The organism is Lysinibacillus telephonicus (genome assembly GCF_039654155.1).
GTDB lineage: Bacteria > Bacillota > Bacilli > Bacillales_A > Planococcaceae > Ureibacillus > Ureibacillus telephonicus.
The window spans coordinates 1,835,561-1,850,116 of sequence record NZ_CP155468.1 but is presented as its reverse complement, the minus strand read 5'-3'; the positions used below and the strand labels follow the sequence as shown (position 1 = coordinate 1,850,116).

Genomic DNA, 14,556 nt, shown 5'->3' with positions numbered 1-14,556 from the left:
ACGTTTTTTTAATGATTGAAGAACATTTTTTTAGTGAATAAAATGGACTCGTGTTCAATTATATCAAAGAATATAATTTACACTTCATAATAATCAAAGGGAGAGGTTATAAAATGGAAATTCAAGCAATGTTAACAACAACTGAAAAAGATTTTGAGAGAAAAACTTTACTTCTTGATGAGCCAAAAGCTGATGAAGTATTAGTAAAAATTATTGCGTCGGGTGTATGTCACACTGATGCGACAGTACTTGACCGTACATTGCCTGTTCCATATCCAGCAGTATTAGGACATGAGGGTTCTGGTATTGTTGAAAAAGTAGGAAGCAACGTAACTTCTGTACAACCTGGAGATCACGTTGTATTAGGATTCGCATATTGTGGCCACTGTGATAACTGTTTAGATGGGAATGCAGGTGGTTGTGAAAATATGATGCCGTTAAACTTCACAGGTAAAAATAAATATGGGGTTTCCCCAATTCATACAGAAGACAATGTCGAAGTATCTCAATTCTTCGGTCAATCTTCCTTCTCTTCCTATACGACTGTAGATGAGAAAAACGTTGTAAAAGTAGATAAAGATGTTGACCTACGTTACTTAGGACCATTTGGGTGCGGTATCATGACTGGTAGTGGTACTGTTTTAAATTCTTTAGCTCCTGAAGCTGGTACAAGCTTTGTCGTATTCGGTACAGGTGCAGTTGGCCTAAGCGGAATGATGGCTGCAAAAATTGCCGGCTGTTACCCAATTATCGCGGTTGATATACATGATAGCCGTCTTGAGCTAGCGAAAGAATTAGGAGCAACTCATACGATTAATAGCAGAAACGAAGATCCAGTAGAAAAAATTAAAGAAATCACTGGAAAAGGCGCTCATTACTCATTCGAAACAACAGGAGTTCCAGAAGTAACTTTATCAGCCCTTCGTTGCTTACGAGTGAAAGGCGAATGTGCAACAGTAGCAGTTGGTAAACGTGATCTAACATTCAACGTTACGAATGAGATTGTTTTAAATGCTATTACATTAAAAGGAGTAATTGAAGGAGATGCAGTACCACAATTAATTATTCCAAAATTAGTAACGTTCTATAAAAATGGGCAATTCCCTGTTGATAAATTAGTGAAATTTTACGAGTTAGATGATATTGAGAAAGCATTTGAAGATTCAAAAAATGGTTCTACCATTAAACCGATTTTAATTATTGATAAAGAATACACAGCATAACAAGATTTGAAAGGGAGATTCTAAATCTCCTTTTCATTTTGAAATCTGAGGGTAAATATGAATTTTCATGAATTAACAAGTAACTATATAAACGGAAAATCGGTTGATAGAATAAGCAATAAAGAATCTACATTAACTAATCCGTATGACAACTCCTACATTTCCCATTGAAACAATACGACTAGAGTAAGCTTACAAATTGCAAACCATTCTTATAAAAAATTGGGACAAAATTGGCCACTTTGGTAATCCATGGGTTATTGATGAATTCACTGAAACGAAGTAGGTTTTAGTTAAAGTAGAGGATCGACAATTCCCATTTAAAAATAATAAGATACAAGGAGCCGTAGCTCATCTACGGCTTTTTTAACTTTAACGAACACCATTCCCCTTACTCCTAACCTAAGAAAAAATACATGGTGCTTAAATTAACCAAACTTCTTAGTTTGAAATGTTTGGTTATGCAATCTATACAAAGCTTATTTAATTTAATTGATAAATGCAGAGCTAAGGTTTAAAACTCTCTCTATATAATAAAAGATTTATCAAACTTTGTATAAATTACATATTTCTATAAACACATTATTTTAAATAAACAACCGCCATTAAACAGTAAAAAGTCAACATTTTATAGAAAACTAGTACATAGCTTGCTATAATAAATTCACCAGGGTGAGAGGAGAATATGCAATGCAAAACGTTTCAAAGCGAACGATTTTATGGATTGTACCAGTAATTATTATCGTAATTTTTTGGTATTTTTACGGACCTAAAGAAGAAATTACAGACAACGAATACATAACTTACATAAAAGATACTTCACTCTCTGGAAATGGAGAAGCTACATTAGATGATGCATTTTCCAGCTTCTGTAATGAAGGTAAGTGGGTTTATTTTAAAACTCAAAAAAACCAAAACGTTGTAGAGTTTAAAGGTGCATGCCCTGTTGAAGGAAAAGTAAATGACATCAATTTACAGTTTGTCGTTGAAGATGATAAAACAGGATATCAAGTAGGTGTGTTGCTTTTAGATGGGGTTCAACAAACAGAAGAAGATCGCGATCAATTTTTGAATATGGTTGTAACAAACTAAAAAGAAATCGTCTCTATATATATGACTTAGAGACAATTTCTTTTTTATTTTATTACACAAGATATTTAATTGCTTTTTTCTCAATTTCACTTAATACATCATTATAGTAAATTTTACGTTCATTTGGTAATGGCTCAATAAAATAGGAAATATGTACCAACTCTGTTTTTGGGGATACCATTCTTTTGTATTCTAATTGAGAGGTTTTTCTTAAATAAATGATTGTTAATTTCTCTATATGCGGTTCATATTTCTGTATCGTTTCAGAGTTGAATACAGTATGTTCGCTTAACTTTGCATCCATCCAGTGAGATTGACTAATAATAAAGTCTGGCTCACAGCCCTTAATTCCGCAGTTATATTTGAAAAATTGGATACCCGTCTCTTCTAATATTTCCCCTACAACTTCCTCAAATTTTCTTCCCAACTCTGAATAAATCAATACTAACGGTTTCTTTCGTGGTTTCCAGTGTGCATATTTTCGAACCATATGATATTCACGGAAAAACTTTTCAGGCGTTTTAAAGTAATGAACTAGATAATCAAATAACAAAGGATGCTTTTGCAGGATATCTTCATCTGATACTTTTACTTTTTCCTTTACTAGTTCATTAATCATATCTGGAACTGTACAATTATTTAATCCTGCATTTTCAAAGATTCTTTGCATAATATAATGGCGTCCATTTAATTCCAACCAACCACGGCTAAAGGAATTATGGGAACCTACGACAACTGCAGATAACTCCACTATCTCGTCTAAAGACATTCGATTGACTTGATCTAAGCTTAACGTTAATTCTTCCGGTTTTATGTGAAGAAATCGATTATTTAAATACAAATTTTCCATTAACATTCTCCTAGTAATCTCATGGTGCTCTACATTAATTCTATCACCCTTCTAAACTTCTTCTTACACGAAATAAAAGGGAGGATTACCATTATTATCCAATTGCTATATAGAAGTCAATACCATAATTTCACCAGGTTTATCCTTGCTTATATTTATCTAGCTCTTTTTTCAATTTTACTTGTTGAAGATTTGTACAACCAAATCGGTTCAAAAATGATTCAAGATGTAGCTCTGTTAAGTGATATTTAGTTGTACATATAGAAAGGTTTATTTCCAAAGGGTCTCCTATCACAATTAAATAACTGTAAGAATCATTCTTTTTTTCTAGCTCAAGTGCCCTTCCTGGATTTGAAATTATATATGAATAGATATCATCTGAATGTAACAGCCCTTCGAATAATTTGTAGAGTGCAGGTGATTTTAAACCATTAATAATGAGCAATGCTTTGTTAGTCTTGTTACTCGACAAACGGAATTCTAGCAATGATTCATCAACTAATTTTAATAGCTTATCTCCCGATTGATGCATTTTAATTTCAGGGAAGGTGTTCTGAGATTTTAGTATTAAAAACACTTGAAAAATCGGAAGATAAATATGAGTAAACCATTCAAATTTTTGATAATATTTCTTTAATTTAGAATGGTAATTTTCCATTTGGAAATAATCTCCACTGAAAAGGAAGTCGGAGAATTTAGAAAGAAGGTCCTTCGGTGTATTTACATGGTAGGATAGTATTTTTTGAATCGTTAGACTTAAATCGATAGGCAGCATCATTTTGCGGTTATTTTTGAATAACTTCACCTTAGGCAACAACGGGTAATCTGAATTGACCTTTTCTACAATGGCTTGTGAACCATTAGACAATAAAACAACCGCATTTTCTGGATAAATTCCAATAAAATCAATAAAGCTATTTAATAATTCTCTATTATATAGATGCAAGTCATTATATAAAATATCAATAGCATGTGCCGCAGCTACTATATCTTTATAAGGTCTTCTTAGTGTAATAGTAGAGTACATATTAATAAGTTGTAAAATTTGCAGAACTTTTGGCTGCCCCTCCCTTCTTAGTCCCTCTGGATAACCAGAGCCGTCAACTCTTTCATGATGTGATTTTGCTAAATAGGCAACTTTTTCAAGCCCAATTTGTTTAAGTATTTTTTCCCCCTTCACTGTGTGCTCTTGTACAATCAAAAATTCTTTTTTTGTGAGTTTTCCCTTTTTTCTTATTAGCTCAATAGGTGTATATAATTTTCCAATGTCATGAAATAAAAAGCCTACTGCGATGTCATCAATATTTGAAATGCCTTCTTTCTTAGAAAATAAAGTACAAAGAGTAAAAACATCTATCATATGACGGTAAGTGTCCTCGTCAAAATCTTTTAACTTCAACAAATAATAAGAAAAAATCGGATTCTTCATATAGTTTAAAAATAAATTATTCACGTAGCTAATATCTTCTATATTTTTTAGAACCTTACCATAACGCGTTTCGCAACTTAGATAACCGAGTAGAATATCAAACTCCTCTTGTATTACTTTTAATCTATTTGTTAACTTCTTTTCTGAAGAAATAGCATTTGTATATGTTGCCTCAGCATCAAAAATAATCGGTTGTATTCTCTGTTTTTCAATACAAACTGATTGAATATTCCGATTTTCCAATTTGGAAATAATCCGATTTGTAAGAATAGCCCCTTTTTTTAGTAATACTTTATTTTCTACAATTAAATCTTTATATAGAATTTGCCCTTTTCTTAAATCTTTGATGGGACAATACTCAAAATTTTCATGTTTTATTATTTTCATATTACATCCCCCGGTTCAAAAAGCACTGTAATGGTGGAGAAAAATTAGGATGGAACCTTAATATTATCAATTTCAACACGATATAACTTAGCTAATGCATAAATGACAAGACCGTTGATCAAGTCACCGTTCTCCCATCTATTCACGGTTTGCACACTTACACCCAGCCTATCTGCAACATCTTGCTGCGTCATACCAATATTATTTCGTAAAGTAGAAAGCGATAATTGTACATCTTCCATCTTTTTAACACCTCCACTATCAGTATATTTAACTTAAAGTTAAAAATCAATCATATAGTTTGAAAAAATATACAATTATGTTTCTAATTATTTATTTTTTTAACTAATAGTTATATAATATTTACAATGGGGGTGAGTTGATTGAAAAGTGCTAGAGAAATACTTGGAGAAAACTTACAGAAGTTAATCGACTATAAGGGGATTGATCAATCTGAGTTGGCTGATTATCTTGGTGTCAGCAATGCTTCTGTATCTTATTGGATAAGCGGTGAAAAGTATCCTCGAATTGATAAAATTCAAAAGATTGCAGATTTTTTCAATGTACCAAAGTCTCATTTAACAGAAGAACAGCCGTCAAAAATACAACCAAATGTTATGAAAGTACCCATTCTCGGAACAATTAGAAATAGCAATCCAATTTTAGTGGAAGAAAATTTTTATGGATATAAATATGAACTGGTCGATTCTTTGCCTAACAGCAACGTATTCTATTTTCAAGCAAAAGAAGATTCGATGGAGCCAACGATCCCTAATAATAGTTTTGTACTTATAAAAGAACAGAAAGAGGTAAAAAATGGGGAAATTGCTGCAGTTCGTATAAACGGTAATTCAGAAATTACATTAAAACGGGTAAAATACCAAGGCAATGTATTATTCCTAATCCCGGATAACCCTAAATATGAACCAATTATTATTAATAAAGATAATCAAGTTACTATTCTTGGTAAAGCGATTAAGTATACATTGGACTTATAAAATCAATATCCATCTAATTTATATATTACATAAAAAACCTGAGTACACATCTAGTACTCAGGGAAAATCAATTAATTTTCAGTGAACAATAAATTTAGGAATTGGATCGCTGAATTTAGACCAATCTTCATTCATTTCAATATCAGTTAATAAACATTGGTCCAAATCATGCTCAATTTGTTCTTTGTCTAATTCGATTCCGATCCAAATAATCTCTGTCTGGCGATCTCCGTAGATAGGATCCCATCTATCTTTTAATGCAGGATCTTGACGCAATTCTATTTCTTGTTCTTCAGGTGATAGACTGGCTATCCATTCTCCGGCTCCTTGGATTTGAATAGAGGCACCAGCTTGAGAAATTATTCCCGGCATATTGCGTGTTGCTAACCAGAAGAACCCTTTAGCTCTTACTATTTCAGAAGGTAAATTTTCCAGCCATTCATACCATCTTTGGGGATGAAATGGACGCTTTCTTCGATATACAAATGAGGAAATACCATACTCCTCTGTTTCAGGTGTATGTTCTTGATTAAGTTCTTTGATCCATCCGGCACCTGTGCTTGCTTGATCGAAGTCAAATAATCTACGATTTAATAATATATTCGGAGAAATCAAGCCGTTACGAACAATATGCTGCTCGGCTGTTGGATTAATTTTAGTTAAAAATGCTTGGAATGTTTCTAAATATTCTGGTGTCACTAAATCTGCTTTTGTAATACATAGAATATTGGCAAATTCAAGCTGGTCAATTAATAAATCCGAGACATCGCGTTGGTCGTAAGGATCTTCCGTTTGACTCCGTTCTAATAATGTTTCCCCACTTTCATAGTCATGCCAGAAGCGATACGCATCAACAACGGTAATCATTGCATCCAAATAACAATGCGGTGTTAAATCAATGCCTGTTTCTTCATTAATGTAAGTAAAGGTTTGTGCCACTGGAATGGGTTCACTAATTCCTGTTGATTCAATTACGATTCCATCAATGTCACCTTGTTCAACTAACTTTTCAACTTCTATCATTAAGTCTTCGCGTAAAGTACAGCAGATGCACCCATTTGACAGCTCTACTAGTTTTTCAGTTGTTCTTGAGAAGCCTTGGTTTTCAATTAATTGCATATCTATATTAACTTCACTCATATCATTAACAATTACAGCCAGCTTCCTTCCTTCACGATTGTCCAACAAATGGTTTAAAATGGTTGTTTTTCCTGCGCCTAAATAACCGCTTAAAACGGTAACGGGGATTTTATTCATATTCCTCTCCAATTCTTTTAAAATATATTTCTTTTAATTTTTTATAAATTAATGATAATAAAATGCCAAAAACCATCCAAAGAGCAATGCTAGCCCCTGGTGGAGTACCTATTTTATAAGAACTTACTAAACCTAAGAACGTACAGACCATTGAAACGAAACTTGCAATGACAAAAACATAACGAAATCTCGTGGTAAGTTGGATGGCTATCGCAGCAGGCAGTATAATAATAGCTGAGACAAGGAGCATGCCAATCATTGGAATCATCATCGAAATAAAAAGACCAATGACTGCACTAAAAGAAAACGACAGGAGCTTTGTTGATATGCCTGCCACCTTTGCAACATCTTCATTAAAAATCATTGTATAAAGCGAACGTTTTGTTATTAAAAAATAAATGAATATTCCAACTGCTATAAATAGAAAAATATTAATCTGCTGCTGTGTAACAGTTACAATTGAACCGAATAAATATTGATCCATTGTTTTCGCACTGCTTGGACTAATTGACATTAAACAAAGTGCAATGGATAAGCCTGCAGCCATTAAAATTGCAATGGATACATCAGAATAGCTTTTAAAACGCATCCTTAAAAATTCGATAAATAATGCACCTATAACGACAATTAGGATGCTCATCCATTCAGGTTGGCTCCCTAGAACCAAACCTACCGCTACTCCTGCAAGCGCAATATGGCTTAATGTATCTGCTATAAGAGATTGTTTTCGCATAATAAGAAACACGCCTATAATTGGTGCAATAATGGCAATGAGCATGCCAGCTATTAAGGCTCGCTGCATAAAAGCTAATTCAAACAAGAATTTTTCCTTCTTTCAAGATGAATTATATTGTCGATATATGGGTTCAATTCGTTTATATGGTGAGTAATGATGACTACCGTTACATGAGGACACATAGTTTTTAAAGTTTCATAGAATATATGTCTCATCTTTTCATCCATACCTGTAGTTGGCTCGTCTAAAAATAAGATAGCTGGATTTGACATAAATGCTCTTGCCACACATGCAAGCTGTTTCTGTCCGCCAGATAGTTTTCCAATCTGCTGCTTCGCAACATTTCGTAATTCAAATTTATCTATTAATGCTTCGGCTCTCTTCATATTTTCTTTTGATATACGTTCGTACCATTTTAATGTTTCCCAGCATCCAGAAATAATGAATTCATAAACTGTACTTGGAAAGTCTTGTTCAATTGATGAAATTTGTTGAGGCACATAGCTTGCATTCAAGTTACGAGGCCAAAGCCGAATTCCTTTCCATGGCTTCAAAATCCCTATCAACAGCTTCATTGCAGTTGTTTTTGCTGCCCCATTTTCACCTGTTATCGCTACAAATTGACCTTGATCTATTGAAAATGAAAGATTCTCTATTACAATATTTTGCATGTATCCAAATGTCACGTTTTGTAAACCAATCCTAAACTCTGTCATGCTCTTTTCACCCTTTACTTCAAAGCCTCTTGCAGCACCTTTAAATTTTCTTCCATAATACTAATATAGCTTTCACCATTTTTTTCATCTTCTTCAGTTAAACCTTCTAGTGTATTAAGTACTGCAGTCTTTGCATTTAATTCGTTTGCAAGAGTTTCGGCAACTTTAGAAGATGCATTTTCTTCAAAGAAAATCGTATTAATGTTATGCTCAGTTGCAAATTCTTTTAATTCATTTAATTGCTTGGCACTTGGCTCATTATCAGGAGAAAGGCCAGCAATAGGAACTTGTTTTAATCCATAAGAATCTGCTAGATATCCAAAGGCTGCATGTTGGGTAATAATTTCCTTATTTTTTACATTAGCCAAAGTTTCATTATATGTTTGATCCAACTGTTTTAATTTTTCAACATAATTATTTTTATTTGTTTCATATACTTCTTTGTTTTCTGGATCTATTTTGATTAATTCATTTGCAATATTTTCAACTTCTTTTATGGCCATTTTAGGACTTAACCATAAATGGGGATCGAATTCGTGATAATGATCATGCTCTTCGTGTTCATGAGCTTCTCCCTCATGTTCATGTGCCTCCCCTTCATGTGTGTGTTCTCCATTTTCATGTTCATGAGCTTCTACTTCATGTGCATGCTCTTCACCTTCATGTTCATGAGCTTCTCCTTCGTGTGCATGCTCTTTATCTTCATGTTCATGCTCGTGTTCATGAACTTCTGCTGAGAAAGGAAGAAGGTCAATACCTTTAGAAGCATCAATAATAGTTAAATTTTTTGTATCTATTGTAGTCTCAATTTCATTGATCCAAGTTTCCATATTTTCATTGTTGAAAACTAGTGCATCAGCATTTTGAATTTGTTCCAGGTCTTTTGCTGAAGGTTCCCAGTCATGCGGTTCGACTGAAGAAGGAATAAGCATAGAAACATTAGCTTGATCTCCAACAATTTCTTTTGTGAATTCGTACATAGGATAAAAACTTGTTACAATTTCAAGTTTTTCTTCATCAACTGCTTTTTCATCAGTATTTACAGATTTATTTGTAGACTGACAGCCTGCAAATATTACCGACGAAGTCGTTAGTAAAGCAGCAGTAAATAAAATTTTTTTCATTTTTATCTCCTTTAATCATCATTTTTAGTTCTCTAATTTTTCTAGTTGCCTTTTTAACTTTTCAGCATTTAGATGCTCGCCTATTAGTACTAAGTTAGTTGGAAAGGCAATTTCTTGGTTTAAATACATTGGAACACCGTAAGCATATTGAAATAAGGTTGTTTTTACCGGTGTTTCCTTAAATCGAATAAAACCTTTGATTCTAAAAATGCTTAATGGTAAGGTTTGCAGCCATTGTTCAAATAGATTTTTCTCTATTGGCTTAGTGAATACATAGACTAAGTGATTGATATGCAAATGATTATGGACATGAAATTGCTGATGCTCTATTTCCCTTTCATGGCATGAAGATTGAATAGAACTTATTTCCATTCTTGCATGTGATGTTATTTGGTAATGTATATTTGGATGTAAATTCTCAATTTCTTCAATTACCTTGTTAAATGTTTGTTGTTGAATTAAATCGATTTTATTAATAAGCAGTAAATCTGCATATTTCACTTGTTCTTCCATTAAACATTGAATTGGTTTGCTATACTCTTGTCGATGACACCATCTTAAGCTATCTAGTACTGTAATAACGTTTTTAATTTCAATATCATTTGCTATGATCGGAGATAGGCAAGAATCAATAACATCAATTGGATGCGCTAATCCAGAACTTTCAATATAGATGACATCTGGTCTATTCGTTTTGTAGAGATTTAAAATTGTTCGTTCTAGTTGATCTTTACCTGAACAACAAATACATCCATTTGTAATCTCTTCTATTGGAAAATTAGGTGGAAGTAAATATCCATCAATTGAAACTTCCCCAACTTCATTCATTAAAATCGCTGCTTTCCTACCACTTTTTTGCTCCTGCTCTAAAAGATTTTTAAGTAAGGTTGTTTTACCACTTCCTAAAAATCCACTAAGTATAATAATTTCTATTTTTCGCTGCACGTTTATCTCAACTTCCAATCAAATGGGGTTTCAAAAGTTCGCCACTCTTTATCAAACTCTTCATCTGTTAAAAGGCAAGCATCTAACTGTTTTGTAATTTCATCTTTTGGCAAGTCGATGCCAATAATAACCAACTGTGTTTTACGATCACCAAATTCAGGATCCCAGCTGCCTCTTACTTCTGGATATTGAATAAATATTTGTTGTTGCTGCTCTTTTGGTAATGCTGCTACCCAATAAGATAAAGGAGAAATATTAACAGCCGAGCCAGCTTGGGAAAAGAGAATGGCGATATCATTATGTCTTGCGCTCCAAATAAATCCTTTAGAACGAACAATTTCAATCGGAATATTTTCTGCCCATTCTTTAAAGCGCTTTGGATGGAATGGTATAGTTCGTGTATAAGTAAAAGAGCTAATTCCGTATTCTTCAGTCTCAGGAGTATGATTTTCATATCCCGTCTCAAGTTCTTTTAGCCACCCTGCTGATTGTGAGACGCGATTAAAATCAAAGCTCCTAGTATTTAAAATTTCCTGTGGATTAATTTTTCCGTATGTAGTACGAATAAATTTCGCCTCTGGCTGTAATGTCCGTAATACTTTTTCAAGGCGCTCTAACTGCTCCTCAGTAATTAAGTCACACTTATTTAAAATAAGCACATCACAAAATTCAATTTGGTCAATTAATAAATCTGCTACATCTCGTTCATCTAATTCACCAACTGCCTCCTTACGATCTAACAAGCTCTCGCCAGACTGAAAATCTGTCCAAAATCGATTTGCATCTACAACTGTTACCATCGTATCCAACGTACAACTTGCGGTTAAATCTATTCCAAGTTCTTCATCAATATAAGAAAATGTTTGGGCGACAGGAATAGGTTCACTAATACCTGTTGATTCAATAACGATGTAGTCAATATTTCCCCGCTCAGCTAGTTTTTGTACCTCAATTAACAGATCTTCTCGTAAAGTACAGCAGATACAGCCATTTGATAGCTCTACGAATTTTTCTTCAGTTCGTGAAATACCACTCCCTTTTTCTACAAGCGAAGCGTCAATATTGATTTCACTCATATCATTTACAATGACTGCAACACGTAAATTTTGTTCATTTTGTAACACATAGTTTAAAATTGTAGTTTTCCCAGCACCAAGATATCCACTTAGCACAGTAACAGGAATTTTATTCGTCATTTATTGCAACCCCTTAATAGTAATCATTACGCTTTAAAAATACACAAAAAAATATCCTTGATTATTTCGTTTCACGGTGCAATGTAACTTTTTTTAAACGGGGTGAGTATTTTTTTAATTCTAAACGTTCTGGTGTATTGCGTTTATTCTTTGTTGTAATGTAATTTTTATCCCCTGTTTCTGTGCATGCTAACGTTATTTGAACTCGCATAATTTTACTCCTCCTAAATAGTAATGGTTACGATTTAAAATATTATCCCTATAATTTATCTTTGTCAACAATTTTTACAAATTATTTTTATTTCCTTGTTATTACTTTTATAGAAAAGTTTCCATTTTACCAAAAGTTTGTTATATTTGAATAAAGAGTTCTTTTTAAAAATTGGAAATATATAAATAATTAAACTCTGAAAGAGAATGTAATAGTCTTGTGGACAAAATAAGGTAGGAATGTTATGAATGTATCTGCAATAATTAAGTTAACAATCTCGATGGCAATTTTTGGTTCCATCGGCTTTTTTACAATCCATACAGGAATCCCAGCTCTTGAGCTCGTATTTATTCGCTGTATATGTGCAACTATTTTCTTAAGCAGCATATGGTATTTTACTGGTGGACATAAAAGAGAGATGTGGAATAAAAAAGAAGTATTTCAAACCTTGCTATGCGGGGTTTTTCTCGTATTAAACTGGGTGTTTTTATTTAAAGCGTTTGAAGAAATGGCTATTTCGATTACTATATCAATCTATAATCTAGCACCTATTTTTGTTTTATTATTAGGAACGTTCATTTTAAAGGAACGATTAACAATTCGAGGATTGCTTGCGACAATTATATGCTTTATCGGAAGTATTTTTATTGTTGGAATTGACAATTTCAAATCTATCGAACAATTTATGAACTCTGGTTTTATTTGGGCAATGCTGTCAGCAGTTTGTTATGCCTTAACAATGTTTACAAGTAAATCGTTGCATACATTATCTCCTTATGCGACTACATTCCTTCAAACATTTGTAGGGATTATTATACTGTTGCCATTCTGCGACTTTTCCCTTTTTGAAGGATTATCTACAATGAATTGGCTTTACATTTTAGGAACTGGTTTGATTCATACAGGCTTCGTGTATTATTTGTTCTTTGATAGCATACGAAATCTGCCAACAGTTATTGTCTCAGTTCTAACATTTGTGGATCCAGTAGTTGCTATATTGTTAGATACAGTTCTTTTAGATTTCAGGCCGACATTATTACAAACATTAGGGATTGGATTAATATTTGCTGGTATTGTATTAACTATAGTTAGCCCAAAGAGGCGCATAAAATTACAAGAAGATACTTTTGCCCAATAATAAAAATGAGCATTCAGAAAAGTTATTTTATGACGGATTGTTGACACAGGAGTCAGAAAACAAAAAGAGTTGTCCAGAATCTATACTTTCCGGACAACTTCTTTTTTTATATTTTTTCTTAATTGCTGTACCTAGCAGAACTATCTTTCAGTCATTTGCTTCCATACAGAGCCTTTTGCTTCTTCTCCCTGCTCAATTCGGGCGATGGCCATTTTTACTTGTAGTTTCACTTCGAATTCTGGATCATTTTCCGCTTCATGCAATGCCTCTAAACAAGCTTCTGTACCTGTTTCATATAAGTACATTGCCGCGCGCCAACGAACTAGTTTATTTTTATCTTTTAATGCTTCAATCATAGCAGGTTCAAATTCCACAAAACCTAAATCACTCATACAATCCCCTGCTGTCCGGCGAACTGCAGCACTTTTGTCTTTTAAAGCTCGGCTTAAATAAGGTACAACAGCAACATCCTCAATCATGCCTAAGTATACCGTTGCTAACCGTCTTATTGACATTTGATCATCTTCTAATGCTTTTTCAAGTAAAGGTAGATCTTCCACTTCTGGATCTGGAATTTGATCAAGCAATTGATAACGTTTTTGCCAATCCTCTGCAGCAGTAAATTGATCTAACGTTACCTTTTCACGTTCCACTGTCACTGTATTTTTTGAATTTGCAGCTTTAATAATGTCTGCTAAACGCTCCTCTGAATAGGTAGCATGAATTTCTTCTAAAACATTTTTAGCTATGTCTTCCTTTTCACCATAGCGAACACCAAAATCTACCCATTTGCGTTCTAAAATATAATTGTCATCCATTTTATCAACTTCTATGGATTGGAATGCTTGTACAAAACGATCCCCTGTTGCAATTCGGTGCTCTGACGAGGAATCAAATACTTTAATTTGAAGTGGAACGCCTCTGAACATTTGGACATGAACAAATACTTCTCCATAATGATCGATGCTCTGTGCTTCTTGCTCTGCTTTTTCACCTTTTTCACCTAATGCAATTCGAACACTTGCTAAAATGGTTTCCCAATTAAATTTTGCATTTCGTTCAATTGCCAAAAAGTCAGCAACATGATAAACACCTTTTACACCTTCAATATTTAATATTGATTGGATGACTTCTGGTGCTTCTGATGCGTTTTCTTTTGTATAATTAAAGCTTTTGCCAAATGGCAGCTCCTCATCAACGACAACCTTCATTGAATTGGGGCTTGGTGTTGGTTCGATTGTGACGATTTTCATA

General features: G+C 33.5%; 15 protein-coding genes. 4 read left to right on the top strand and 11 right to left on the bottom strand.

From position 1 onward, the window contains the following. The first annotated feature begins 113 nt into the window (after positions 1-113). On the top strand, positions 114-1,223 hold the full coding sequence (locus tag MKY04_RS08735) for an NAD(P)-dependent alcohol dehydrogenase (protein ID WP_126295112.1): 1,110 nt from the start codon (positions 114-116) through the stop codon (positions 1,221-1,223). Between the two features lie 690 nt (positions 1,224-1,913). Beyond that, positions 1,914-2,315 (top strand): glucosamine 6-phosphate synthetase, encoded by a 402-nt coding sequence (locus MKY04_RS08730; RefSeq protein WP_126295111.1) that lies wholly within the window; start codon positions 1,914-1,916, stop codon positions 2,313-2,315. Between the two features lie 52 nt (positions 2,316-2,367). Here the strand turns inward: MKY04_RS08730 and MKY04_RS08725 are convergent, their stop codons facing one another. The 3 genes from MKY04_RS08725 to MKY04_RS08715 all read right to left on the bottom strand — a co-directional run bounded on the left by MKY04_RS08725 (position 2,368) and on the right by MKY04_RS08715 (position 5,223). Further along, positions 2,368-3,165: a hypothetical protein gene (locus MKY04_RS08725; protein ID WP_126295110.1), complete on the bottom strand. Its 798-nt coding sequence runs from the start codon at positions 3,163-3,165 to the stop codon at positions 2,368-2,370. Between the two features lie 139 nt (positions 3,166-3,304). Then, entirely contained in the window at positions 3,305-4,981 is a 1,677-nt protein-coding gene (locus MKY04_RS08720; protein ID WP_126295109.1) for an HD-GYP domain-containing protein, read from the bottom strand. A gap of 44 nt (positions 4,982-5,025) precedes the next feature. Beyond that, positions 5,026-5,223: a helix-turn-helix transcriptional regulator gene (locus tag MKY04_RS08715; protein ID WP_126295108.1), complete on the bottom strand. Its 198-nt coding sequence runs from the start codon at positions 5,221-5,223 to the stop codon at positions 5,026-5,028. A gap of 141 nt (positions 5,224-5,364) precedes the next feature. On the opposite strand from MKY04_RS08715, the gene MKY04_RS08710 reads away from it, so the two are divergent. After that, the gene (locus MKY04_RS08710) at positions 5,365-5,979 is read left to right on the top strand and encodes a LexA family protein (protein ID WP_126295107.1); all 615 of its coding nucleotides are present in this window, start codon (positions 5,365-5,367) and stop codon (positions 5,977-5,979) included. A 78-nt stretch (positions 5,980-6,057) separates the two neighbouring features. Here MKY04_RS08710 and MKY04_RS08705 read toward each other — a convergent pair whose 3' ends face one another. The 7 genes from MKY04_RS08705 to rpmG form a co-directional block, all read right to left on the bottom strand. Continuing rightward, on the bottom strand, positions 6,058-7,236 hold the full coding sequence (locus MKY04_RS08705; protein ID WP_126295106.1) for a GTP-binding protein: 1,179 nt from the start codon (positions 7,234-7,236) through the stop codon (positions 6,058-6,060). Next, on the bottom strand, positions 7,229-8,056 hold the full coding sequence (locus tag MKY04_RS08700) for a metal ABC transporter permease (protein ID WP_346235651.1): 828 nt from the start codon (positions 8,054-8,056) through the stop codon (positions 7,229-7,231). Before MKY04_RS08700 ends, MKY04_RS08705 begins: the two co-directional genes overlap by 8 nt. Beyond that, a complete protein-coding gene (locus tag MKY04_RS08695) occupies positions 8,044-8,688 on the bottom strand; it encodes a metal ABC transporter ATP-binding protein (RefSeq protein ID WP_126295105.1) in 645 nt (214 codons plus the stop codon). Before MKY04_RS08695 ends, MKY04_RS08700 begins: the two co-directional genes overlap by 13 nt. 14 nt (positions 8,689-8,702) lie before the next feature. Continuing rightward, positions 8,703-9,812, bottom strand: a complete 1,110-nt coding sequence (locus MKY04_RS08690; RefSeq protein WP_126295104.1) for a metal ABC transporter substrate-binding protein — start codon at positions 9,810-9,812, stop codon at positions 8,703-8,705. A gap of 24 nt (positions 9,813-9,836) precedes the next feature. Beyond that, positions 9,837-10,757: a GTP-binding protein gene (locus MKY04_RS08685; protein ID WP_346235650.1), complete on the bottom strand. Its 921-nt coding sequence runs from the start codon at positions 10,755-10,757 to the stop codon at positions 9,837-9,839. 2 nt (positions 10,758-10,759) lie between these two features. After that, positions 10,760-11,953: a GTP-binding protein gene (locus MKY04_RS08680; RefSeq protein ID WP_126295100.1), complete on the bottom strand. Its 1,194-nt coding sequence runs from the start codon at positions 11,951-11,953 to the stop codon at positions 10,760-10,762. 61 nt (positions 11,954-12,014) lie between these two features. Then, positions 12,015-12,164, bottom strand: a complete 150-nt coding sequence (gene rpmG, locus MKY04_RS08675; protein WP_126295099.1) for a 50S ribosomal protein L33 — start codon at positions 12,162-12,164, stop codon at positions 12,015-12,017. A gap of 244 nt (positions 12,165-12,408) precedes the next feature. Here rpmG and MKY04_RS08670 point away from each other — a divergent pair, with 244 nt between their 5' ends. Continuing rightward, on the top strand, positions 12,409-13,302 hold the full coding sequence (locus tag MKY04_RS08670; RefSeq protein WP_126295097.1) for a DMT family transporter: 894 nt from the start codon (positions 12,409-12,411) through the stop codon (positions 13,300-13,302). 140 nt (positions 13,303-13,442) lie between these two features. On the opposite strand, the gene MKY04_RS08665 is transcribed toward MKY04_RS08670, so the two are convergent. Next, entirely contained in the window at positions 13,443-14,555 is a 1,113-nt protein-coding gene (locus tag MKY04_RS08665) for a conserved virulence factor C family protein (RefSeq protein ID WP_126294462.1), read from the bottom strand. Position 14,556: the final 1 nt, after the last annotated feature.